General features: G+C 72.0%; 20 protein-coding genes. 14 read left to right on the plus strand and 6 right to left on the minus strand.

Annotated features, from left to right (window positions below; genetic code table 11):
- Positions 1 to 5: 5 nt before the first annotated feature.
- Complete coding sequence (locus ACFZB3_RS02205; RefSeq protein ID WP_391368271.1) at positions 6 to 1,268, minus strand: ROK family protein; 1,263 nt, start codon at positions 1,266 to 1,268, stop codon at positions 6 to 8.
- Positions 1,269 to 2,068: 800 nt separating this feature from the next.
- Between ACFZB3_RS02205 and ACFZB3_RS02210 the strand changes: the two genes are divergently transcribed.
- From ACFZB3_RS02210 to ACFZB3_RS02245, 8 genes are all read left to right on the plus strand, one after another.
- A complete protein-coding gene (locus tag ACFZB3_RS02210) occupies positions 2,069 to 3,172 on the plus strand; it encodes a Gfo/Idh/MocA family oxidoreductase (protein ID WP_391368274.1) in 1,104 nt (367 codons plus the stop codon).
- Between the two features lie 84 nt (positions 3,173 to 3,256).
- A complete protein-coding gene (locus tag ACFZB3_RS02215; RefSeq protein WP_391368276.1) occupies positions 3,257 to 4,144 on the plus strand; it encodes a TIM barrel protein in 888 nt (295 codons plus the stop codon).
- A 29-nt stretch (positions 4,145 to 4,173) separates the two neighbouring features.
- Complete coding sequence (locus tag ACFZB3_RS02220) at positions 4,174 to 5,151, plus strand: zinc-binding dehydrogenase (protein WP_391368278.1); 978 nt, start codon at positions 4,174 to 4,176, stop codon at positions 5,149 to 5,151.
- 99 nt (positions 5,152 to 5,250) lie between these two features.
- Positions 5,251 to 6,816 (plus strand): ABC transporter substrate-binding protein, encoded by a 1,566-nt coding sequence (locus ACFZB3_RS02225; protein ID WP_391368281.1) that lies wholly within the window; start codon positions 5,251 to 5,253, stop codon positions 6,814 to 6,816.
- Positions 6,801 to 7,760 (plus strand): ABC transporter permease subunit, encoded by a 960-nt coding sequence (locus ACFZB3_RS02230; protein ID WP_391368283.1) that lies wholly within the window; start codon positions 6,801 to 6,803, stop codon positions 7,758 to 7,760. Before ACFZB3_RS02225 ends, ACFZB3_RS02230 begins: the two co-directional genes overlap by 16 nt.
- A gap of 2 nt (positions 7,761 to 7,762) precedes the next feature.
- The gene (locus ACFZB3_RS02235; protein WP_391368286.1) at positions 7,763 to 8,632 is read left to right on the plus strand and encodes an ABC transporter permease subunit; all 870 of its coding nucleotides are present in this window, start codon (positions 7,763 to 7,765) and stop codon (positions 8,630 to 8,632) included.
- A gap of 20 nt (positions 8,633 to 8,652) precedes the next feature.
- On the plus strand, positions 8,653 to 10,722 hold the full coding sequence (locus tag ACFZB3_RS02240; RefSeq protein WP_391368289.1) for a dipeptide ABC transporter ATP-binding protein: 2,070 nt from the start codon (positions 8,653 to 8,655) through the stop codon (positions 10,720 to 10,722).
- Between the two features lie 23 nt (positions 10,723 to 10,745).
- Positions 10,746 to 11,033, plus strand: a complete 288-nt coding sequence (locus ACFZB3_RS02245) for a SelT/SelW/SelH family protein (RefSeq protein ID WP_391368292.1) — start codon at positions 10,746 to 10,748, stop codon at positions 11,031 to 11,033.
- A 1-nt stretch (position 11,034) separates the two neighbouring features.
- Here the strand turns inward: ACFZB3_RS02245 and aceB are convergent, their stop codons facing one another.
- Entirely contained in the window at positions 11,035 to 12,657 is a 1,623-nt protein-coding gene (gene aceB, locus ACFZB3_RS02250; RefSeq protein ID WP_391368295.1) for a malate synthase A, read from the minus strand.
- A 184-nt stretch (positions 12,658 to 12,841) separates the two neighbouring features.
- Positions 12,842 to 13,441 carry an NTP transferase domain-containing protein gene (locus ACFZB3_RS02255; RefSeq protein ID WP_391368300.1) on the minus strand — a complete coding sequence of 200 codons (600 nt, stop codon included), beginning with the start codon at positions 13,439 to 13,441 and terminating at the stop codon, positions 12,842 to 12,844.
- A 155-nt stretch (positions 13,442 to 13,596) separates the two neighbouring features.
- On the opposite strand from ACFZB3_RS02255, the gene ACFZB3_RS02260 reads away from it, so the two are divergent.
- Positions 13,597 to 13,911, plus strand: coding sequence for a DUF5955 family protein (locus ACFZB3_RS02260; RefSeq protein ID WP_391368303.1), 315 nt, complete (start codon positions 13,597 to 13,599; stop codon positions 13,909 to 13,911).
- A 106-nt stretch (positions 13,912 to 14,017) separates the two neighbouring features.
- On the opposite strand, the gene ACFZB3_RS02265 is transcribed toward ACFZB3_RS02260, so the two are convergent.
- Complete coding sequence (locus tag ACFZB3_RS02265) at positions 14,018 to 14,806, minus strand: IclR family transcriptional regulator C-terminal domain-containing protein (protein ID WP_391368306.1); 789 nt, start codon at positions 14,804 to 14,806, stop codon at positions 14,018 to 14,020.
- A 273-nt stretch (positions 14,807 to 15,079) separates the two neighbouring features.
- Between ACFZB3_RS02265 and allB the strand changes: the two genes are divergently transcribed.
- The 5 genes from allB (at position 15,080) to ACFZB3_RS02290 (ending at position 20,105) form a co-directional block, all read left to right on the plus strand.
- On the plus strand, positions 15,080 to 16,420 hold the full coding sequence (gene allB, locus ACFZB3_RS02270) for an allantoinase AllB (protein ID WP_391368308.1): 1,341 nt from the start codon (positions 15,080 to 15,082) through the stop codon (positions 16,418 to 16,420).
- 60 nt (positions 16,421 to 16,480) lie between these two features.
- Positions 16,481 to 17,593, plus strand: a complete 1,113-nt coding sequence (gene alc / locus ACFZB3_RS02275; protein WP_391368311.1) for an allantoicase — start codon at positions 16,481 to 16,483, stop codon at positions 17,591 to 17,593.
- Positions 17,594 to 18,059: 466 nt separating this feature from the next.
- On the plus strand, positions 18,060 to 18,872 hold the full coding sequence (locus ACFZB3_RS02280; protein ID WP_391368314.1) for an AIM24 family protein: 813 nt from the start codon (positions 18,060 to 18,062) through the stop codon (positions 18,870 to 18,872).
- Between the two features lie 104 nt (positions 18,873 to 18,976).
- Positions 18,977 to 19,603: a dihydrofolate reductase family protein gene (locus ACFZB3_RS02285; protein WP_391368317.1), complete on the plus strand. Its 627-nt coding sequence runs from the start codon at positions 18,977 to 18,979 to the stop codon at positions 19,601 to 19,603.
- Between the two features lie 106 nt (positions 19,604 to 19,709).
- Positions 19,710 to 20,105 (plus strand): ribonuclease domain-containing protein, encoded by a 396-nt coding sequence (locus ACFZB3_RS02290; protein WP_391368320.1) that lies wholly within the window; start codon positions 19,710 to 19,712, stop codon positions 20,103 to 20,105.
- 245 nt (positions 20,106 to 20,350) lie between these two features.
- On the opposite strand, the gene ACFZB3_RS02295 is transcribed toward ACFZB3_RS02290, so the two are convergent.
- Together ACFZB3_RS02295 and ACFZB3_RS02300 are read right to left on the minus strand one after the other, a co-directional pair.
- The gene (locus ACFZB3_RS02295; RefSeq protein WP_391368323.1) at positions 20,351 to 21,259 is read right to left on the minus strand and encodes a DMT family transporter; all 909 of its coding nucleotides are present in this window, start codon (positions 21,257 to 21,259) and stop codon (positions 20,351 to 20,353) included.
- A 224-nt stretch (positions 21,260 to 21,483) separates the two neighbouring features.
- Positions 21,484 to 22,584 carry an NADH:flavin oxidoreductase/NADH oxidase gene (locus tag ACFZB3_RS02300; protein ID WP_391368326.1) on the minus strand — a complete coding sequence of 367 codons (1,101 nt, stop codon included), beginning with the start codon at positions 22,582 to 22,584 and terminating at the stop codon, positions 21,484 to 21,486.
- Between the last annotated feature and the right edge of the window lie 145 nt (positions 22,585 to 22,729).

Here is a 22,729-nt window from a genome sequence, read left to right on the forward strand (position 1 = left end):
GATCGTCAGTCCGTGCCGCCGTTCTCCACCAGCAGCCGGGCGATGCCCTGCTCGCTGAACACGTTCCGCAGCGCGAGGACGACACCGCCGTGCAGTGTCGACGTGCCGTCGGGCAGGGTCGTGGTGATGATCAGCGCCCGGGTCGTCAGGGGCAGGGCACGGCGGTACACCACGGCCCGCACACCCGACAGGAGATCGTCGCCGAGGTCGTTGAGCGGGCCGCCGAGGACCAGGGTGCGGGGGTTGTAGATGAGGACCAGCATGGCCGCCACCTCGCCGATCGCGGTGGCCGCCGCGCGCAGGGCTCGTACGGCCAACGGGTCGCTGTCGGCGATCCGTTCGGCCAGTTCGCGCTCGCCGTGCCGGGGGTCGTCGTCCGTCGTCTCGGGGATGTCCAGGGCGCGCAGGACGGCGCGGTGCGAGGCGACGGCCCGGACGCAGCCGACGTTGCCGCAACTGCACAGGGCGTCACCGCCGTCCACGGCCGGGATGTGACCGACGTCGCCCTCGGCCCCGTCCGCCCCCCGGTAGATGTCGCCGGAGGCGGTGACGAGCCCGGCCCCCATCCCGGCCCCGATCTTCAGGCACAGCAGCGGGGTGTCGGCCTCACGCAGGCTCGCCTCGCCCAGGGCCATGAGGTTGGCGTCGTTGTCCACCCGGGCGGGGGCCCGGAAGCGGGCGCCCAGCGCCTCGGCGGCGGGGTAGCCGTCCCAGCCCGGCATCCCCGTCGGCCGTACGGCGCAGCCGCGCCCGACGTCGACCGGACCCGGCAGGCCCAGCACCACCTCGCGGACCCGGCCCGGGTCGAGGCCGGCGCCTTCCAGCAGGCCGAGGATCCGCTCCGACACCGCCTCCAGCACGACCTCCGGCCCGGCTTCGAGACGGACGTCCACAGTGTCCCGGGCGAGCATCCGCCCGGTGAGGTCGGCGATCGCGATCCGCGCTCCCGAGGTGTCGACGTCGGCGACGGCGACGGTGCCCGCGCGTGCGGAGAGCGTCAGCACGCGCGGCGGCCGGCCGCGCACCGACTCGCCGGACTCGATCTCCTCCAGCAGGCCGTGTTCGACGAGATGGCCCACGTGCTGGCCGACCGTCGAGCGTGCCAGTCCGGTGCGCCGGGCGATCTCGGCCCTGCTGGTCGCCTCGCCCGAGACCACGAGTTCCAGGACCGCGCGCAGCCCCAGGGGGACCGCGGGCAGCAGGGCGGTCGGCAACGGCGGGTACAGCCCGTGTTTGTGAGCTGTCGCGGCCTCTTTATGTACGGTCACGGTCTTGATTCCGCCTCCTCACGCCGATCACCATCCGGCGCCCGGGGGCCGCACGTCAACAGGCACGGTCAAGTCGGGACAGCGGGGCGGATTCGGCCGGTTTTAGTGCGCGCGAAAAATTAAAAGCGGCATCTTGTCCCTTGCGTACGAACCAACCGATGGTGTGGGGCAACCCGGCGTTCATGCCGGGGCCGGTTCGACGACGGCAGCCCATGACCTCCGGACGGCTCGAAAAAATCGCTCAACCTATCCGGAGGAGGCATCCGAAGCAATGAGATCGGATCGCTCCCTGGACCGCCCGCCGTCCGTCACGGCCGTGTCCGGGTGCCGGACCACCCCCTCCGAGCGGCAGGCCGGCACCCCGTGTCCACGGTCTCGTACCGAGCTGTGCCGCACCCCTGGCGCCATCCTCGGGTACGCCTCCGACCTGCGCTTCTTCACCGTCACGAGCCTCGGCGGACCCGACGGCTCGGCAGCCGCGCACCCCTCGCCGACAGGCCCCCGCACAGGCCGTCCGGCGTCCCGCCATCCCCGGTTAGCACGATTCGATAACGCGACCCCCGGTGTTCTGCTCACCGGACCGCGGCCCTCGTCCCCCAGCCCGGCACGGCAGTTCACTACCGGGCAACCCCGCCGGAACCGGCCCCCGGGTCAGGCCTGAGCGGCCGCTCCCGCCGGACCACCGGTCCAGGCCCCGTGAAACACCCCAGAACCCCCTGAACCCCAGCACCCGCACCGGCACGGCCGCGCGCCGCGCCGCACCCCCGCATCCCCATCGCCCTCCGGAGAGGAACCACGGCATGGCCAAGCAGACGCATCGCATCGGCATCCTGGGCAGCGGCAACATCTTCGGCCGGTACGTCACCGGCCTCGCCCGCTTCCCGGAGCTGCGGATCGTCCGCGTCGGTGACATCGACGTGGACCGTGCCAAACAGGCGGCCGAGGAGCACTCCGTCCCGGCCTGGGGCGACGACGCCGAACTCTACGCGGACGACACCGTGGACATCCTCGTCAACCTCACCCCGCCCGTGCACCACGCCCGCACCGTGGTGACCGCCCTCGAAGCCGGCAAGCACGTCTACGTCGAGAAGCCCCTGGCCACCACCGTCGAGGAGGGCCGCAGCACGCTGGCGGCGGCGGCCCGCACGGGGCGCCTCCTGGGCTCCGCACCCGACACCTTCCTCGGCAGCGCGAGCCAGACGCTCCGCAAGGCGGTCGACTCCGGGGCGATCGGCGACCCGATCGGCGCCTCCGCCTTCATCGGCCACAGCAAGGCCGAGACCTGGCACCCGAACCCCGCCTTCCTGTTCCAGGAGGGCGGCGGCCCGGTGATGGACATGGGCCCCTACTACGTCGCGATCCTCGTCAACGCCCTCGGCCCGGTCCGGTCGGTGGCCGCCGCCAGCCGGATCGGCGCGCCCCTGCGGACGGTGACCGCACCCGAGCGGACCGTCGACACCATCGAGGTCACCGTCCCCACCCACGCCGCGGCCGTCCTCACCTTCGCCTCCGGCGTCATCGGCACCACCCAGATGAGCTTCGACGTCTGGGACACCGACCTGCCCGCCGTGGAGATCTACGGCACCGAAGGCACCCTCTCCCTCCCCAACCCCAACCACTTCGACGGCGACGTACGCCTGCGCCGGCACGGCGCCGCCGACTGGACCGTGCTGGAACCGGCCGTCGAGCTCTTCGGCGCCGTCGGCACCCGCGAACAGGCCCGCCGCGGACTCGGCGTACGCGACCTCGCGAACGCCGTCGAGGGCGGCCCGCACCGCGCCGACGCCACCTTCGCCCTGCACGTCCTCGAAGCGCTCTGCGCGGTCGAGGACGCCTCCCGGTCCGGTCGGGCGGTGCACCTGGACACCACCTGCGAACGCCCCGAGCCCCGCTACTCCGCCTGACACCGGCCCACACCCCCGGATCCGCCCGGCGCCGACCACGCCCTCTGATCCGCCTGGCGCCGACCACGCCCCGAAAGGACCCCCGTGACCATCAGCCCCGAGAAGATCGCGATCAACCCGCTGCAGTGGATCGCCACCGACGACGGCTGGATCGACCCCACCCTCGCCCCGCCGCTCGCCGACCGCCTCAAGGTCATCCAGGAGGTGGGCATCCGCTCCGTGCACGCCGAGGTACCCGCGGACCTCACCACCGCCGAGTACGGCCGGCTCCTCGCCGACCACGGTCTGCTGCCCGCCCCCGGCTACATCTCAGGACCGCTGCCCGAGGACGAGGCGAGCCTGCGCGAACTGCTCGACAAGACCGACCGGATCAGCGCGCAGATGGCCGAACTCGGCCTGCCCACCGTCTTCGTGGCCACCGGCATGAACAAGCAGGCCCCGCGGGTGCACCGCCCCGCGGTCGGCGCGGACGGCACGCCCGAGCGCCTGGAGCGGGTCCGGGACGTGTTCGCCAGGATGGGGGAGACCACGCGCGCCAACGGCGTCACCGCCGCCTTCCACCCGCACGTCGGCACCTGGGCGGAGACCGAGGCCGAGACCCGCTTCATCCTCGACACGGTCCCGGCGGACGTCCTGTCCTTCGGCCCGGACATCGGCCACCTCGGCTGGACGGGCGCCGACGTCATAGGTCTGATCAGCGATTATGCTGACCGGGTCGCCGCGATGCACGTCAAGGACTTCCACGCCGACGTGGCCGGACGCGGCCGGACCGAGGGCTGGACCTACCAGCAGACCGTGCTCGCCGGCCTGTGGGCGGAACCGGGCCACGCCTCCGTGGACATCCCCGCCACCCTCGCCGCCCTGCCGGACACCTTCGACGGCTGGCTCGTCATCGAGGTCGACAAGGGCGCCCAGGCGACGCCCGAGGAGAGCGTCCGGCTCTGCGGCGAATGGGCCCGGCAGCCCCACTGAACACCCCGGCACCCGTCAGGAGAACCACCGTGCCTACGGCCCATGGAAACACCGCCGACGGAAACACCGCCGACGGATTCACCGGCTACGGATTCACCGCCTACGGCGGACCGGAGACGCAGCGCTTCCTGGAGCTGCCCATGCCCGTGCCGGGACCGGACGAACTCCTCGTCGAGGTGTACGCGGCCGGGGTCAACCCGGTGGACTGGAAGGTCCGGGCCGGCCTGCACCGCGCCTTCCTCCACCTCGACCTGCCGGCCGTCCTCGGCCGCGAGGCCGCGGGCGTCGTCGTCGGAGTCGGCCCGGGCGTCGACGGGTTCGCGGTCGGCGACCCGGTGTTCGGCACCAGCGCCCGCGGCTGCGGCGGCTACGCGCGCTTCGCGCTGCTGACCGCGAGCCAGACGGCACACAAGCCCGCCGCCGTCTCCTGGACCGACGCGGCCGTGCTGCCGGTGGCGGCCGGCACCGCCCACGACGGCCTGGCCCAGCTCGCCCCCGGGCCCGGTGAGACCCTGCTGATCCTCGGGATCGGCGGCGGCGTCGGCGCGGCCGCCGCACAGCTCGCCCGGGCCGCCGGAGTGGACGTCGCCGGCACCGCCGCCACGGCCAAACGGGAGTTCGTCGAGTCGCTCGGCGCCACCCCGGTCGCCTACGACGGCGCCGACCTCGACGAACAGCTCCGGACGGCCCTGCCGAAGGGCGCCGACACCGTCTTCGACCTCGTCGGCGGCGACGCGCTGCGGACCGTCTCGTCGGTGCTCCCGCCCGGCGGCCGCATCCTCACGGTCGCCGACCCCGAGACCGCGGCCCGCTTCGGGGCCCGCCCCCTGTCCCGGCAGAGCTCGACCGAGACCCTCGCCGAACTGGCCCGGCGGGTGGCCGAGGGACGGCTCGACCCCCAGGTCCGCGACGTCTTCCGGTTCGAGGACGCCGGGGCCGCCCTCCGCGCGGTCGAGTCCGGCCACCCCTGGGGCAAGATCGCGCTCGACATGCACGTCAACCACTGACCCGTACGGCCACCAGGCCACCACCCCCTGTCCCCCCACGGTGCACGCAACAACCCTCATCCGAGCCCTCCCCGGCTCGCACTCCCGCAAGGAGCACCGATGTCACTCACCCTGCCGGCCCGTTTCCGCCGGCTGACAGCAGGCGCCACCGTGGGCGCGGCGCTGCTCGCCTCCGCCGCCTGCAGCGCGGCCACCCAGCCCACCGCCGCGAACTCCGCGAGCTCCGGCCCGGTCAGCGACGGCGGCACCCTCGCCGTCGCCCAGGCGACCGACGTCGACCCCGGCGGCTTCCTGAAGACCTCGTTCGGCAACCTGCTCGCCGAGTACCAGGTCTTCGAGACGCTGACGCTGATCAGCCCCTCGACGGGCAGGCCGACCGGCGTCCTCGCCAAGTCGTGGCAGCTCTCCGCCGACGCCAGGAGCATGGACATCACGCTCCGCGACGACGTCACGTTCCACAGCGGCCGCAAGCTGACCGCGGACGACGTGATCTTCACGCTGAAGAAGGTGCAGGACCCGGCGACGGGCGCGGCCAACCAGCCGATCGCCGCCCAGATCAGGACCATGAAGGCCGAGGGCGACCACGAGCTCAGACTCACCTTCTCGAAGGCGACCCCGAACATCTTCGACCTCTTCGAGACGATGCCGATCGTCAACCCCGCGACCTACGCGGGCAACTCCGCCGGCAAGGTCGTCGACGGCACCGGCCGCTTCCAGTGGACGTCCTGGACGCCCGGCGGCAAGGTCGTGCTCACCAAGTACGCGAAGTACCGGGACGCCAAGGACACCCACCTCGACAAGATCGAGATCAACGTCATCACCGACCCGACCGCCATCGTCTCGGCCATCCGCAGCGGCCGCGTCCAGTACGGCGTGGGAGTCGCCGCCCTCGACGCCCGCAGCCTGAGCAAGCAGTCCGGCTACGCCCTGGTGACCTCCGGCGGATCGGCCATCTCGCTCGCCCTCGACGTCACGCAGAAGCCCTTCGACGACAAGACCGTGCGCCAGGCGATCCAGTACGCGATCGACCGCGACCGCATCGTCCAGCAGGTCGAGGGCGGCCAGGCCCAGGCGACCGACCTGCCGTGGCGGACCTCCAGCGTCGGCTACGACGCCACCCAGGCGAAGCACTACACCTACCAGCCGGACAAGGCCAAGAAGCTGCTCGCCCAGGCGGGCGTGAAGAACGCGACGCTCGACGTCGTCACCCTGAACACCCCCGAGTCCACCGGCATCTTCCAGATCGTCAAGAACAACCTCGCCGCCGTCGGCATCACCGCCAAGGCGGACCTGCTCAGCCCGACCGAGTACGACGGGAAGATCGCCGCGCGGAACCTGGGCGCCCCCGGACTCCTGGTGATGAGCAGCAACGCCCAGTCGCCCGCCTCCCAGGTGGTCAGCCGGCCCGAGTACCTGGCGAGCGGCAACCTGCTGAAGTTCAGCAGCGCGCAGTACACGGCGCTCGTCCAGAAGGTGTCCGCGGCCACCTCGACCGCCGACCAGAAGGCCGCGACACACGACTACAACGACTACCTGCTCGACCAGGCGTTCACGGTCCCGCTGGTCACGCGCCCGACCCTGACGGTCCGGACGACGGCCGTGGGCGGGATCCGGTCCACCCAGGCGGGCTTCATCGAGCTCGGAACGGCGTGGCTGTCGAAATGATCCGCTTCCTGCTGCGCAAGGTGCCGTCGGTGGTGTTCGTGCTGTTCGCCAGCTCGGTCGTCGCCTTCGCCCTGCCCCGGCTCGCCCCGGGAGACGTCGCGGTCAGCATCGCGGGACCCGACGCGACGGCCGCGAACATCGCGGCCGTCCGCCGGCAGCTGGGCCTCGACCGGTCGCCCGTGGTGCAGTACGGGGACTGGATCTCCGGCCTGTTCCACGGCGACCTCGGCAGGTCCTACCTGCTCAACCGCAGCGTCGCGAGCCTCATCGGCGACCGGCTGGAGAGCACGGTCGAACTGGCCGTGTTCGCCACCCTGCTCGCCGTCGCCGTCGGGACGCTGCTCGGGGTGCTCGCCGGCTCGACCCGGCACCGCTGGGCCCGGACCGTCCTCGACCTGGGCAACAGCATCCTGGTCGCCACCCCGTCGTTCCTGATCGCGCTCGCCCTGATCCTCGTCTTCGGCGTCTACCACCGCTGGCTGCCGGTCAGCGGCGAGGTCAGCGTGGTGCACGATCCGGCGATCGGCATCCAGTATTTGGTGCTGCCGGCGGTCGCGCTCGCGCTGTCGCCCGCCGGCAGCGTGGCCCGGCTGCTCCAGACGGAGATGGCCCGGGTCCGCACCGAGGACTACGTCGACCTGGCCCTCGCCAAGGGGGCCTCGCCGACCCGGATCACGCTGCGCCACGTGCTGCGCAACAGCTTCGGCACCGCGGTCGTCGCCATCGGCCTGGAGATCGGCACGCTGCTCGCCGGAGCCGTGGTCATCGAGTCGGTGTTCAACCGCAACGGCCTCGGCCAGCTCGCCGTCTCCAGCGTGACCTCACGCGACTTCACCGTCCTGCAGGTGCTGATCCTCGGCGTGGTCTGCGTGGCGGTGGTCTGCCAGATCGTCACCGAGCTGGTCCTCGCGGCGCTCGACCCCAAGATCCGGTTGGGAGACTGACCATGACCGACGTACCCCTGTCGCCGCCCGTGGCCCTACGGCGCAGGCTGAACCCGACGCTGGCCCGCTACCTGTCGGCGTTCCGCACCCCGCGGGGCGTCATCGGGCTGGCGATCCTCGTCCTGATGGTGCTCGCCGCGCTGCTCGCGCCCGTCCTCTTCCCGGGCGGCTTCGACCAGCAGGGCGCGGACACCTTCGCCGGGCCCTCCGCCGGGCACCTCTTCGGCACCGACGAGTTCGGCCGGGACATCTTCGCCCGCAGCGTCTACGGGCTCCGAGTCGACCTGAGCCTGGTCCTCACCGCCGTACCGCTGAGCATGGCGATCGGCACGCTGCTCGGGCTCTCGGGCGCCCTGTCGGAGTGGCTCGGCGCGGGCGTGCAGCGGCTCCTTGACGTGATCATCGGCTTCCCCGGGCTGATCCTCGGCGTCTGCATGGTGGCCGTCCTCGGCGCCGGCTGGTTCGCGCTGTTCCTCACCATCCTGATCGGCGGCCTGCCCAGCGCCGGGCGGCTGGCCCGCGGCGCCTGGCTCGCCCAGCAGAACCGGGAGTACGTGCTGGCCGCCCGGGTGCTCGGCGTCTCGCGCCGACAGCTCCTCGTCCGGCACGTCCTGCCCAACGCCATGGACGCCATCGTCGTCAACGGCGCCGTCTGGATGGTCATCGGCGTCTACATCGAGGCCGGCCTGTCCATCGTGGGCCTCGGTGTCCAGCCGCCGACGCCGTCGCTCGGCGTCCTCCTCAACAACGGCCTGCGGTTCGTGTCCCAGTCCCCGACCTACATCATCGGCCCCGCCCTCCTGCTCCTCCTGCTGGCGGTGGGTGTCAGCCTGATGTCGGACGCACTCAACGAGGCGGTGAATCGCCGATGACCCCGACGACCGACCCACACGTGACCGAGCCACCGGCACCCGGCACCGCCGAGCGCGTCCCGCTGCTGCGCGTCGAGGGCCTGGGCACCGAGTTCCGGCTGCGCAGCGGCGCCGTCAAGGCCGTCGACGACGTCAGCTTCGACATCTTCCCCGGTGACGTCCTCGGCATCGTGGGGGAGTCCGGCTCCGGCAAGTCGGTCACCGCCCGCTCGATCATGCGGATGCTGCGCCCGCCCGGCGAGGTCGTCGCGGGCAGCGTGCGCTTCGACGGCGAGGACCTCCTGGCGCTGCCCGAACGCGAGATGCGGCGGCGGCGCGGCAGCAGGGTGGCGATGGTCTTCCAGGACCCGCAGGCCGCCCTCAACCCGGCGATGAAGGTCGGCGACCAGATCGTCGAGGCCATGACCGTCCACGGCGTGGACAGGAAGACGGCGCGCAGGCGGGCGGCCGAACTCCTCGAACAGGTCGGCATCCCGGACGTCCGAACGAAACTCGGCCACTATCCGCACCAGTTCTCCGGCGGCATGCGCCAGCGCGTCGTCATCGCGATCGCCCTCGCCAACGACCCGGCCCTGCTCATCGCCGACGAGCCCACCACCGCCCTCGACGTCACCATCCAGGCCCAGATCCTGCGCCTGCTGGCCCGCCTGCGCACCGAACTCGGCATTGCCGTCGCGATCATCACCCACGACATGGGCGTGGTCGCCGAACTCTGCACGGACGTCGTCGTGATGTACAGCGGCCGCACGGTCGAGAAGGGCACCGTCGAGCAGGTCTTCACCCACCCCCGCCACCCCTATACGGCGGCCCTGCTCGCGGCCATGCCCCGCATCGACGACGTCCGCGACGGCGCGCCGCTGCCCGCGATCCCCGGCAGTCCGCCCGACCCGGCCGCCCTCCCGCCCGGCTGCGCGTTCGCCCCGCGCTGCCCGTTCGCCGAGGACGCGTGCACGCAGGCACCCCCCGACCTCCTGCAGATCGGGACCTCGGGCCAGACGGCCGCCTGCTTCGTCTCCCAGCGCGGAGCCGACGTCACCGCGGCCCGCACCGAGGAGCAGGCGGCCCCCGTACCGCGCCCCGCCGCGCCCGCGACGGACGTACCCGTCCTGGAGGTCCGCGACCTGCGGGTCGACGTCGGATCGCGGCGGCGCGGACTGTTCCACCGCGAACCCCCGGTCTACGCCGTCGACTCGGTCAGCCTGACCGTGCACGCGGGCCGCACCCTGGGGCTGGTCGGCGAGAGCGGCTGCGGCAAGTCCACGCTGTCCAGGAGCGTCGTCGGCATCAACCCGGTCGCCGGCGGATCGGTCCTCGTCGACGGCGCCGACGTCAGCGCCATGCGCGAGGCGGACCTCGCCCGGGTCCGCTCCTCCGTCCAGTACGTGTTCCAGGACCCCTACGCCTCCCTGAACCCGCGCCGCACCATCCGGCAGTCCCTCACCGAGGCCCTCGGCCTGCGGGGCATCGGCGGAGCGGAACTCGAAACCGAGGCGCGGGCACTGGTCGAACAGGTCGGGCTGCGCCCCGAGCACCTCGACCGCTATCCGCACGCCTTCTCGGGCGGCCAGCGCCAGCGGATCGGCATCGCCCGCGCCCTGGCCCGCCGCCCGCGCACCCTGGTCCTCGACGAGCCGGTCTCCGCACTGGACATGTCGGTCCAGGCCCAGATCATCAACCTGCTGCAACGGCTGCAGGGCGAACTCGGCCTGGGCTACCTGTTCATCGCCCACGACCTGTCGGTGGTACGGCACCTCAGCGACACGGTGGCGGTGATGTACCTCGGCAGGATCGTGGAGTACGGCGACGTCGCCGACGTCTACGGCAACCCGCAGCACCCCTACACCGCCGCGCTGCTGTCGTCGTCACCGGCGGCGGACCTCAAGGCACCCGCACGCGAGCGCATCGTGCTGCGGGGCGACCTGCCGAGCCCGGCGAACCCGCCCTCCGGCTGCCGGTTCCGCACCCGCTGCCCGATCGGCCCGCTGGCGCACCCGGAGCGCACGGTCTGCGCGGACACCGACCCGCAGCTCGTGCTCACACCGGCCGGACAGCGGGCCGCCTGCCACTTCGCCGGTGAACTCGCCGGGTGATCACGTTCGGTTACGATGCCCGGATGAGTGAGAGCCGACGCGTCGAGATCGAGTACTGCACCCAGTGCCGCTGGCTGCCGCGGGCGGCCTGGCTGGCCCAGGAGCTGCTGACCACCTTCGAGACCGAGCTGACGGAGCTGGCGCTGAAGCCGGGCAAGGGCGGCGTCTTCGTCGTCCGGGTCGGTGACGAGGTGGTCTGGGACCGGCGCGAGCAGGGCTTCCCGGAGCCGACCGCCGTGAAGCAGGCCGTACGCGACCGAGTGGCCCCGGGGAAGTCCCTGGGCCACTCGGACAGGCCGGCGCCGGAGTAGGTCAGCCGCGCAGCTGCTGGTACGCGGGCAGCGTCAGGAAGTCCGCGTAGTCCTCGTCGAGGGAGACGGTGAGCAGCAGGTCGTGGGCCTGCTGCCAGTGGCCGGCCGCGAAGGCCTCCTCGCCGATCTCCGCGCGGACGGCGGCGAGTTCCTCGGCGGCGATCTTCCTGGCCAGCTCCGGCGTGGCCTTCTCGCCGTTCTCGAACTCGACTCCGGCGTTGATCCACTGCCAGATCTGCGACCGCGAGATCTCCGCGGTGGCCGCGTCCTCCATGAGGTTGAAGATGGCCACCGCGCCGAGCCCGCGCAGCCACGCCTCGATGTAACGGATGCCCACCTGCACGGCGTTGACCAGACCCGGATAGGTCGGCTTCGCCTTGAGCGAGTCGACCGCGATCAGGTCGGCGGCCTCGACGTGGACGTCCTCGCGCAGCCGGTCCTTCTGGTTCGGCTTGTCGCCGAGGACCCGGTCGAAGGACTCCAGGGCGATCGGGACCAGGTCGGGGTGGGCGACCCAGGAGCCGTCGAAGCCGTCGTTCGCCTCGCGGTCCTTGTCGGCGCGCACCTTCTCGAAGGCGACCTTGTTCACCTCCGCGTCCCGGCGGGACGGGATGAAGGCCGCCATGCCGCCGATCGCGTGCGCGCCGCGCTTGTGGCAGGTGCGGACGAGGAGTTCGGTGTACGCCCGCATGAACGGGGCGGTCATCGTCACGGCGTTGCGGTCCGGGAGGACGAACCGGGGCCCGCCGTCACGGAAGTTCTTCACGATGGAGAACAGGTAGTCCCAGCGGCCGGCGTTCAACCCGGAGGCGTGGTCGCGGAGTTCGTAGAGGATCTCCTCCATCTCGTACGCGGCGGTGATCGTCTCGATCAGCACGGTGGCGCGGACGGTGCCCTGCGGGATGCCGACGTAGTCCTGCGCGAAGACGAACACGTCGTTCCAGAGCCGGGCTTCGAGGTGCGACTCGGTCTTCGGGAGGTAGAAGTACGGTCCCTTGCCGAGGTCGAGCAGCCGCTGCGCGTTGTGGAAGAAGTAGAGCCCGAAGTCGACGAAGGCGCCGGGGACCTGCTCGCCGTCGACCTCCACGTGCCGCTCGTTCAGGTGCCAGCCGCGCGGCCGCATGACGACCGTCGCCAGCTCCTCGTCGGCCTTCAGGGCGTACGACTTGCCGCTCGCCGGGTCCGTGAAGTCGATGGTCCGGGTGTAGGCGTCGATCAGGTTCAGCTGGCCCAGGACGACGTTCTCCCAGGTCGGCGCGGAGGCGTCCTCGAAGTCCGCGAGCCAGATCCGGGCACCCGAGTTGAGGGCGTTGATGGTCATCTTGCGGTCGGTGGGACCGGTGATCTCCACCCGGCGGTCGTTCAGCGCCGCGGGGGAGGGGGCCACCCGCCAGGAGTCGTCCGCGCGGACCGTGGCGGTCTCCGGCAGGAAGTCCAGGGTCGAGGTGCGGGCGATCTCGGCGCGGCGCTCGGCGCGGCGGGCGAGGAGTTCGGCACGGCGCGGCGAAAACCGCCGGTGCAGCTCGGCCACGAAGGCGAGCGCCGCGTCGGTGAGGACCTCCTCCTGCCGGGGCAGGGGCGCGGCGTCGACGATGGCCGGCGGAGACGGCGCTGGTGCGGACATGAGCTGTCACTTCCTTCAGCGGTGGCACCGGGTGCCAGTCGTTCCGGGTGGAGCGAAGCGCACCCGCTCAGGTGCCGGGCGCTTCTGAACAGTGGATACTAGTTTCCTCATTGTGGAAGTTCAATGGTTTGTTGATGTCGAGATTCTCCGGGTCGAGCGAAGGTGGCGCTCAGTGCCACCCCGTTCACTCAAGGTGGCCCAGGTCCGCCTCCGTGTCGATGTCGTACGGCTCGGCCACGTCCCCGCACTCGACGAGCGTGATCTCCTCCTCGTGGGCCCTGAGGTAGGCGCGGGCGCCCCGGTCGCCGGTCGCGCTCGCGGCGATCCCCGCCCAGTGGGCCGAGCCGAACAGGACGGGATGCCCGCGCACCCCGTCGTAGGCGGCCGACACCAGTGAGTCCTCGTCCCGGTATCCGCCGAGTACCCGCGCCACGGCCGCGCTCCCGATCCCCGGCTGATCCACCAGTGACACCAGTGCGGCCCGCACCCCGGCCCCGGCGAGCGACTCCAGCCCCACCCGCAGCGAGGACCCCATGCCCTCCGCCCAGTCCGGGTTCTCCACGACCACGCAGCCGCCGAGTTCGGCCCGCTCCCGCACGTCGCCCGCACGGGCCCCCAGGACCACGTGCACCGGCCCGCAGCCGCCCGCGCGCAGCACGCCGACCGCGTACTCCACCAGCGGCCGGCCCCGGTGCGTCAGCAGCGCCTTGGGCCGCCCGCCGAGCCGTCTGCCACCGCCGGCGGCGAGCAGCAGCCCGGCGATCTGGTCATGCGTGTCCGTCATGCGTCCTGCATACCCGACGCCGGAGCGGGCGGCCGGTTCCGAAGGGCTGAAATTCGGTCCGCGCTGTAGCGCTGCCCGCACGGGAGGGCGTTTACTGACCCGCGTCCCCGGGCGCCCGACCACCGTTCAGGGGCACCTGGCGAGGGGGGAGAGCTGTGTTGCGGAGCTTGGGACAGAGGCCAGTGACCGGCAGTGACGAGGATCCGAGGGTGACGGAACTACGCACGGCGGTCTCCCGGCTGCGCCGCGAACTGGCCGCGCATCCGGCCGAGTTCCCGGACCGCGCGATAGCCGAGGACGAGCTGGCGGCCCTGGCCGCGATGGCCACCGGCGGCATGCCGGAGATCCCACGCCTGCGCCGCTCCCTGTTACTGATCGCGGGCGCGATCGGTTCGATGAGCGCGTTGTCCCGGGGCCTGTCGGACGTTCGCCAGGCGGTGGACCTGTTCGGTGAAACGCCGAGACGCTGAGCGCCCCGTAAGGGGCGCGGGGCTGTATCGATTTGCGGCTCCGCCGCGTGGGCGCGACCAGCCACACGCGACCCGCACCCGCCAACGGTGCACCCGTCCCTGCCGCTCAGGCCCCTGAACTCACCAACGCCTGAGACAACTCAACCGCCACCTGCTGCAGCACCGGCACGATCTTCTCGACCGCCGCCTCCGTCACCCGCCCCGCAGGCCCGGAGATCGAAATGGCGGCCGCGGTGGGCGAATCGGGCACGGACACCGCGAGGCACCGCACCCCCACCTCCTGCTCGTTGTCGTCCACGGCGTACCCCAGCCGCCGCACCTCCGCCAGGGCCTCCAGGAACCCCTCCGGAGTGGTGATCGTCTTCTCGGTCGCCGCGGCCATCCCGGTCCGCCCCAGCAGCGCCCGCACCTCGGCGTCCGGCACATTCGCCAGCAGCGCCTTGCCCACTCCCGTGGAATGCGGCAGCACCCGCCGGCCCACCTCGGTGAACATCCTCATCGAATGCTTCGACGGCACCTGTGCCACGTACACGATCTCGTCCCCGTCGAGCAGCGCCATGTTCGCCGTCTCCCCGGTCTCCTCGACCAGCCGCGCGAGGTACGGCCGCGCCCAGGTGCCGAGCAGCCGGGACGCCGACTCGCCGAGCCGGATCAGCCGGGGCCCGAGCGCGTACCGGCGGTTCGGCTGCTGGCGTACGTAGCCGCAGGCGACCAGCGTGCGCATCAGCCGGTGGATCGTCGGCAGCGGCAGCCCGCTGCTCGCGGACAGCTCGCTGAGGCCCACCTCGCCGCCGGCGTCCGCCATCCGCTCCAGCAGATCGAAGGCGCGCTCAAGGGACTGGACGCCGCCGCCGGACTTGGCGGAGTCGGTGGTGCTGGCGCTGGACGTCGGCACGGCGCGTTCCTTTCGGGACTGGCGGGAAGGGCAGAAGCCTACCCGGCAGTCGGTTGACTCCCCGGTCGTGCGTAGCTACGTTCTGCTTTCCGGAAGTGTAATTCCGCTCTGTGGAAACGTCCAGAGTGGGCGCCTGCCGGCCCCTGGGATGCAGTGTGCCCTTGACGGCGCGGGAGCGGGAGTGAAGACTCCTTCAACAGAACGTTGAATTCCGTTGCGTGGGTGTAAATCCCGTTTCGCGGAAGTAAAACGGCGGCAGAGAGAGGGGTCCGGGTGTCCGACGCTGAACTGGTGCTGCGCTCGACGCGCGTCATCACCCCGGAGGGGACGCGGGCCGCCTCGGTCGCCGTGTCCGCCGGGACGATCACGGCCGTACTGCCGTACGACGCCCCCGTCCCGGAGGGTGCCCGCCTGGAGGACCTCGGCGACGACGTCCTGCTGCCCGGCCTGGTCGACACCCACGTGCACGTGAACGACCCCGGCCGCACCGAGTGGGAGGGCTTCTGGACCGCCACCCGCGCGGCGGCCGCCGGCGGCATCACGACCCTGGTCGACATGCCGCTCAACTCCCTCCCGCCGACCACGACCGTCGCGAACCTCCGCGTCAAGCAACAGGTCGCGGCCGACAAGGCGCACATCGACGTCGGCTTCTGGGGCGGCGCGCTGCCCGACAACGTCAAGGACCTGCGCCCGCTGCACGAGGCCGGTGTCTTCGGCTTCAAGGCGTTCCTGTCACCGTCCGGCGTGGACGAGTTCCCGCACCTCGACCAGGAGCAGCTGGCCCGGTCGCTGGCCGAGATCGCCTCCTTCGACGGCCTGCTGATCGTGCACGCCGAGGACCCGCACCACCTGGAGGCCGCCCCGCAGCAGGGCGGCCCGAAGTACGCCGACTTCCTCGCCTCCCGGCCGCGCGACGCGGAGGACACGGCGATCGCCCAGCTGATCGCCCAGGCGAAACGCCTGCACGCGCGCGTGCACGTCCTGCACCTGTCCTCGTCCGACGCGCTGCCGCTGATCGCGGCGGCCAAGGCGGACGGCGTCCGCCTCACCGTCGAGACCTGCCCGCACTACCTCACCCTCACCGCGGAGGAGGTCCCGGACGGCGCCAGCGAGTTCAAGTGCTGCCCGCCCATCCGGGAGGCGGCCAACCAGGACCTGCTCTGGCAGGCGCTGGCCGACGGCACCGTCGACTGCGTGGTCACCGACCACTCGCCCTCCACGGCCGACCTGAAGACGAACGACTTCGCGACCGCCTGGGGCGGCATCTCCGGCCTCCAGCTCAGCCTCGCCGCCGTGTGGACGGAGGCCCGCAGGCGCGGTCACAGCCTGGAGGACGTGGTCCGCTGGATGTCGGCCCGCACGGCCGCGCTCGTCGGCCTCGACGACCGCAAGGGCGCCATCGCGGCGGGCCGGGACGCCGACTTCGCCGTCCTCGCGCCCGACGAGACCTTCACCGTGGACCCGGCGGGCCTGCAGCACCGCAACCGGGTCACCGCGTACGCGGGCAAGACCCTGTACGGCGTCGTGAGGTCCACCTGGCTGCGCGGCGAACGCATCGTCGCGGACGGCGAGTTCACGCCCCCGCGGGGCCACCTCCTCACCCGCACCCCCTGACCCCTTCTGCTTCTCTCCTGCCTCCCGCACCCGCAACGGCCGACACCGAAAGGAACACCTTTGACGGCGATCCCGACCTTCACCGGCGACGCGCACCCCTACTCCGGCGGCGACCCGTACGCGGACTACCGCACCGGCGACTTCCCGTTCACCCAGTACGTCGACCTCGCCGACCGGCAGCTCGGTGCCGGGGTCGTCGCCGCCAACGACGAGTTCTTCGCCCAGCGGGAGAACCTGCTGGTGCCGGGGCGGGCGGAGTTCGATCCCGAGCACTTCGGGCACAAGGGCAAGATCATGGACGGCTGGGAGACGCGCCGCCGCCGCGGGGCCTCGGCCGACCACCCCTGGCCGACCGCCGAGGACCACGACTGGGCACTGGTCCGGCTCGGCGCCGCCGGAGTCGTCCGCGGGATCGTCGTCGACACGGCCCACTTCCGCGGCAACTACCCGCAGGCGGTGTCGGTCGAGGGCACCTCGGCCGCCGGCTCGCCGTCCCCGGCGGAACTCCTCGGCGACGACGTGAAGTGGACGACGCTCGTGCCCCGCACCCCCGTCGGCGGCCACGCGGCGAACGGCTTCGCCGTCTCCGTCGAACAGCGCTTCACGCACCTCCGCGTCAACCAGCACCCCGACGGCGGCATCGCGCGCCTGCGCGTGTACGGCGAGGTCGTGCCCGACCCCGGGTGGCTCGCCGTGCTCGGCACCTTCGACGTGGCCGCCCTGGAGAACGGCGGCCAGGTCGAGGACGCCTCCAACCTCTTCTACTCACCCGCGACCAACACCATCCAGCCGGGCCGCTCCCGCAAGATGGACGACGGCTGGGAGACGCGCCGCCGCCGCGACCAGGGCAACGACTGGATCCGGTACCGGCTCGCCGCCCAGTCCCAGATCCGGGCGGTCGAGATCGACACGGCGTACCTGAAGGGCAACAGCGCGGGCTGGGCGTCCGTGTCGCTACGGGACGGCGAGGACGGCACCTGGACGGAGATCCTCCCGCGCACCCGCCTCCAGCCGGACACGAACCACCGCTTCGTCCTGCCGACCCCCGCCGTCGGCACGCACGCACGCGTGGACATCTTCCCGGACGGCGGAATCTCCCGCCTACGCCTGTTCGGCACACCCACGGAAGCGGGAGCAACGGCCCTGACGACAAGACACCGCGAACTGTCCTGACCCTGTTGCCCGCCCACCCACCCGACTCGCCGACTCGCCTTCTCAAAGGGCGAGGTCGAAAGCCGACGACAGGCCGAGGCGGCAGGGGTCGTCGGGATGGTCGCGGACGGGGCGGGTCGGGGGGAGTCCGGGTGGTCGGCCGGGGGCAGCCGGGACGGGGTGGTCGGACCGGCCGGGATGGGGTCGGCCGGGTAGTCGGGACAGGCGGTCGGAGGTAGCCAGGACGAGGTGGCCGGGGACGTGTCGGCAGGGGCGCACGCGCGACGGGTGGGTCGATGCCGGTCACGGTCTCCTGCAGGCGTCCCGGTCTGCGCGGCCGAATCGGTGGGGTCCGGGAGGGGGGGCGGGATGTTCTTCGAGGGGCGGGGTGTGTCTTGCCCTCTTGAGGCCTCGCTGCTCAGGTGACCGAGTCGGGTGGGTAGGTGGGCGAGGGGAACCGGCGGGCCGTCGGCTACGTTCTTCTGCCGTGACCCTTCAGCAAGAAATCGTCGGCAACGCCATGCAGATGGCGATCGTCAACCTGCACCCCGGCCAGACCGTGTACTGCGAGGCCGGCAAGTTCCTGTTCAAGACGACGAACGTGACCATGGAGACCCGGCTCGGCGGCCCGAACGGCGGCGGCCGGCAGCAGGGCGGCGGCGGTGGCGGCATGGGCGGCATGCTCCGCCAGGCCATGGGCACAGCCATGCAGGTCGGCCAGCGCATGCTCGCCGGCGAGTCGCTGGCGTTCCAGTACTTCACCTCCCAGGGCGGCGAGGGCACCGTCGGCTTCGCGGGCGTGCTCCCGGGCGAGATGCGCGCGCTGGAGCTGAACGGCACACGCGCGTGGTTCGCCGAGAAGGACGCCTTCGTCGCGGCCGAGTCCACCGTCGAGTTCGGCATCGCCTTCGCCGGCGGCCGTACCGGCATGAGCGGCGGCGAGGGCTTCATCCTGGAGAAGTTCACCGGCCACGGCACGGTGATCATCGCCGGCGCGGGCAACTTCATCGACCTGAACCCCGCCGACTTCGGCGGCCGCATCGAGGTCGACACGGGCTGCGTCGTCGCCTTCGAGGAGGGCATCCAGTACGGCGTCCAGCGCGTCGGCGGCCTCAACCGCCAGGGCCTCATGAACGCCGTCTTCGGCGGCGAGGGCCTCTCCCTGGCCACTCTGGAGGGCAACGGCCGGGTGATCCTGCAGTCCCTCACCATCGAGAGCCTCGCCAACGCGCTGAAGAAGGCGCAGGGCGGCGACAAGCAGGGCCCGACCGGCGGACTGTTCTCGACGCACGCGGGGTGAGGGCACACAGGGCACACCGGAGACCGGCCGACCGATGAGTTGCCGGTGCCCCAGGGGTCTGAGCCGATGACAACGGACCGCACCCCCGGGAAGCAGGCACCGCCATGGGCAAGCTCGTCTCCACCATGTTCGTCACCCTCGACGGCGTCTACCAGGCGCCCGGCGGCCCCGAGGAGGACCCCGGCGGGGGCTTCACCCACGGCGGCTGGAGCTTCACCTACGGCGACGAGGACTTCGGCCGGTTCGTCGCCGAGGTCTTCGAGCGGGCCGGCGCCTTCCTGCTCGGCCGCCGCACGTACGACATCTTCGCGTCCTACTGGCCGAGGATCACCGACCCCGGCAACCCGATCGCGGCCAGGCTCAACGCACTCCCCAAGTACGTCCCGTCCGCGACCCTGACCGACCCCGGCTGGTCCGGCACCACGGTCCTCGCCGGCGACCTCGCGAAGGAGGTCACCGCTCTCCGGGAGCGCACCGAGGGCGAGCTCCAGGTGCACGGCAGCGGTGCCCTGGTCCGCTCCCTGCTGGACCTCGGCCTCGTCGATACCCTCCACCTGGTGACCTTCCCGGTGGTGCTCGGCTCCGGCCGCCGGTTCTTCCAGGAAGGCGCCCTGCCGACGAAGTTCCGGCACACCGACGGGCGGATCACCACGGCGGGCGTCTCCATCCAGTCGTACGACAGCGCGGGCCGCCCCGACTACGGCTCGTACATCGCGGAGCAGAACGGCTAGCGGCGCGGCCGCCCAAGTTAACTCCCTGAAAACTCGGGGGACTCGGCGGCAAATTCTTCGAACTTGTCATTGACATGCCACACTCTACGCGCGTCATCATGGAGCCATGAGATTCCCCCCACGAATCACCCGCATCGGCGCCGCCGGCGCCCTGCTGTCCGCCCTCCTCGTGGGCGGCACCGTCTCCGCCGTCACGGCGGACGCCGCTGCCAGCTCGGTCGGCAGTATCTGCTACGGCGACCTGCCGTCGCAGGCGTACGACACGCTCGACCTGATCGCGTCGGGCGGTCCGTTCCCGTACTCGCAGGACGGGACCGTCTTCCGCAACCAGGAGGGCGTGCTGCCGAGCGAGCCCAGCGGCTATTACCACGAGTACACCGTGAAGACGCCCGGTTCCTCCACGCGCGGTGCACGGCGCATCGTGACCGGCGAGGAGTACCAGGAGGACTACTACACGGCGGACCACTACGTCACGTTCGACCTGATCGACTTCGACTGCTGAGCGGCTTCCCCACCTAGCCGGCAGGCCGAAGAGATCACGGTCCGCCGAGGAACGGCGCGACCCGCCGCAGGTCCGGTGCACGCTCGTCCGGACCTCCGGCCCCTGCCAGGGCCTCGTCCCGCGGTCACCCCCCCACGTTGTCGACCGCGGGACGAGGCCCCCTTCGCGCACCGGGTCGCCACGCGCGGTCCCGGCGCTCCACGCCATGCCGTGCTGCCCCGCCGCGCCGCTCCCGGCCGCATCGCCTACATCGCCGTCGCCGCCGGACGTGCCGCCTGCTGTTCCGCTTCCTCCGTGTCCCGGTCGACGCACTTCGCCAGGCAGCGGGTGCGGGAGAGCGTGACCACGCCGTACGAGAGCAGGGCGACCCCGAAGAGGGCCGGCAGCAGCCACATGCCGCGCCGCGGTGACTCCGCGTACAGGGTGACTCCGAGACAGAAGCTGACCACGGCGTCGCCCAGGGTGAGCGCCGGCTGGGAGGCGATGAGGGGGCCTCCTTGCATGGCGTAGCCCAGCAGGACGATGGAGCACGAGCCGACGAGTGCGAAGCCGTAGGTCTGCCACGCGAGGAAGAACGCGGTGGCTCCGTGCCGGGACAGGATCTGCATCGCGGACTTCACCAGCGCCGCCGTGAGCGCGTTGCCGACGGCGGCGGCCGCGGCCAGGCAGGCCGCGCGTGCCAGGCCGTGCGGGCGTCGCAGGCCGACGAGGACGAGCGCGGCACCGACCGCGCCGGTGGCGGCGATCGTGGGTATCCACCACATGCCGGGGACCTGGGCGCGTCCGCCGGCGGGAGCGGCCGAGAAGAGGCTGATCGCCAGCCCCGCGAAGATGGCGGCGACGCACCCCCAGGCCTTCCGGGAGACCTGGACCCGGAATACGAGGCTGCCGAAGACGAGTGCGAGCGGCAGTTCGAGAATGAAGACCGGCTGGACGGCGGCCAGGGTCCCGTAGTCGAGCGCGAGTGCCTGGAACAGCGCCGCGCCGACGACTCCGAGAATTCCGCCGAGCCAGACGGGGTTGCGCACCAGGTTCCCGACGAGGCCGAGGGGGGAGTGCGATTCGGGCGTGGTTGTGGCGGCACGTCGCTGCAGGACCGTGCCCCATGCGTTGCTGCAGGCGGCAAGCACGGCACAGGTGATCGCGACGATCATGTCGATCGCGTCGCTTCCGGACCGGCGGCCGCGTTCCGCGGGCGCGGCCGCCCGGCCCCGGAGCCGGCCCGGGGCCGGACGGTCCGGATGCGGTTGACGACCGGCAACGGCGAAGGCACGAGCGGCGCACTCACCTTTCAAGTGTCCGGCCCGGGCGCGGGGCGGGCGAACGGTGACGCCTCCTTCGCCGCCACCGCCGATGCTGCCGCCGGCCGGCGCCGGTGTCAGGCCCGGTGGTACTGGACGGGCGAGCCGACGCCGGCACCGAGCCGGTCGGCGGCGTGCCGGGCCCAGTAGGGGTTGCGCAGGAGTTCCCGGGCCAGCAGGACCGCGTCGGCGCTGCCGGAGGCGATGACCTCGTCGGCCTGCGCGGGCTCGGTGATCATGCCTACGGCGGCGACCGGCATGCCGGTCTCGTTGCGGACGCGGTCCGCGAAGGGGACCTGGTAGCCAGGACCGCTCGTGATCTTCGCGTCGGGGACGATACCGCCGGTGGAGATGTCCATCAGGTCGACGCCGTGCGCCAGCAGTTCCGCGGCGAGGCGGACGGTGTCGTCGGCGGTCCAGCCCGTCCGGCCGTCCTCGGGGTTCTCCGACAGCCAGTCGGTCGCGGAGATGCGGAAGAACACCGGCAGTTCCTCGGGCCACACCGCGCGTACGGCGTCGACGACCTCCAGGGCGAAGCGGGTCCGGCCCTCGAAGGAACCGCCGTACTCGTCGGTGCGCCGGTTGCTCTGCGGGGAGAGGAACTGGTGGATCAGGTAGCCGTGGGCGCCGTGGATCTCGGCGATCTGGAAACCGGCCGCGAGAGCGCGGACGGCGGCGTCGGCGAACTGCTGGACGATCTCGCGGATGCCGTCCGTGGTCAGTTCCTCGGGCACCGTCGACGTCGTGTCGAAGGCCACCGCGCTGGGGCCCACCGGCGTCCAGCCGTGCGGCTCGTGCGGGGCGATCGGGCGCCCGCGGTCGACCCAGGTGCGCTCGGTCGACGCCTTGCGCCCCGCGTGCGCCAGCTGGATCCCGGGGACCGTGCCCTGCGACTTGAGGAAGGCGGTGATGCGCCGGAAGGCGGCGACCTGCTCGTCGTTCCAGATGCCGAGGTCGTAGGGGGAGATCCGGCCCTCGGGGCTGACGGCCGTGGCCTCGGTGATGATCAGGCCGGTGCCGCCGGCGGCGCGTGCGGCGAGGTGGGTGAAGTGCCAGTCCGTCGGTACGCCGGCCGCTTCGCCGTCGGGCTCGGCGCTGTACTGGCACATCGCCGCCATCCAGATGCGGTTGGGGATCGACAGCGACTTGAGGTCGAGGGGGGTGAAGAGCGGGTTCAACGCGCGACTCCTTGCGAGGTCGGTAGGCGGGTGCCAGGCGTCCGGGCCACCGGAGGCGGGCCTTCGCGCACGGCACGGGAGTAATAATTGCATACGCGGGTATTTTATTTCCGCCCTCTATCGGCCCTCGCATATATCTTGCCCG

The organism is Streptomyces sp. NPDC008092, assembly GCF_042957285.1.
In the GTDB taxonomy this organism is placed as follows: domain Bacteria; phylum Actinomycetota; class Actinomycetes; order Streptomycetales; family Streptomycetaceae; genus Streptomyces.

Coding starts and splice junctions, on each gene's coding strand:
- ACFZB3_RS02285 (WP_391368317.1), top strand. CDS start 18,977: ATGGGCAAGCTCGTCTCCACCATGTTCGTCACCCTCGACGGCGTCTAC.
- ACFZB3_RS02210 (WP_391368274.1), top strand. CDS start 2,069: ATGGCCAAGCAGACGCATCGCATCGGCATCCTGGGCAGCGGCAACATC.
- aceB (WP_391368295.1), bottom strand. CDS start 12,657: ATGTCCGCACCAGCGCCGTCTCCGCCGGCCATCGTCGACGCCGCGCCC.
- ACFZB3_RS02290 (WP_391368320.1), top strand. CDS start 19,710: ATGAGATTCCCCCCACGAATCACCCGCATCGGCGCCGCCGGCGCCCTG.
- ACFZB3_RS02295 (WP_391368323.1), bottom strand. CDS start 21,259: ATGATCGTCGCGATCACCTGTGCCGTGCTTGCCGCCTGCAGCAACGCA.
- ACFZB3_RS02245 (WP_391368292.1), top strand. CDS start 10,746: ATGAGTGAGAGCCGACGCGTCGAGATCGAGTACTGCACCCAGTGCCGC.
- ACFZB3_RS02255 (WP_391368300.1), bottom strand. CDS start 13,441: ATGACGGACACGCATGACCAGATCGCCGGGCTGCTGCTCGCCGCCGGC.
- ACFZB3_RS02235 (WP_391368286.1), top strand. CDS start 7,763: ATGACCGACGTACCCCTGTCGCCGCCCGTGGCCCTACGGCGCAGGCTG.
- ACFZB3_RS02225 (WP_391368281.1), top strand. CDS start 5,251: ATGTCACTCACCCTGCCGGCCCGTTTCCGCCGGCTGACAGCAGGCGCC.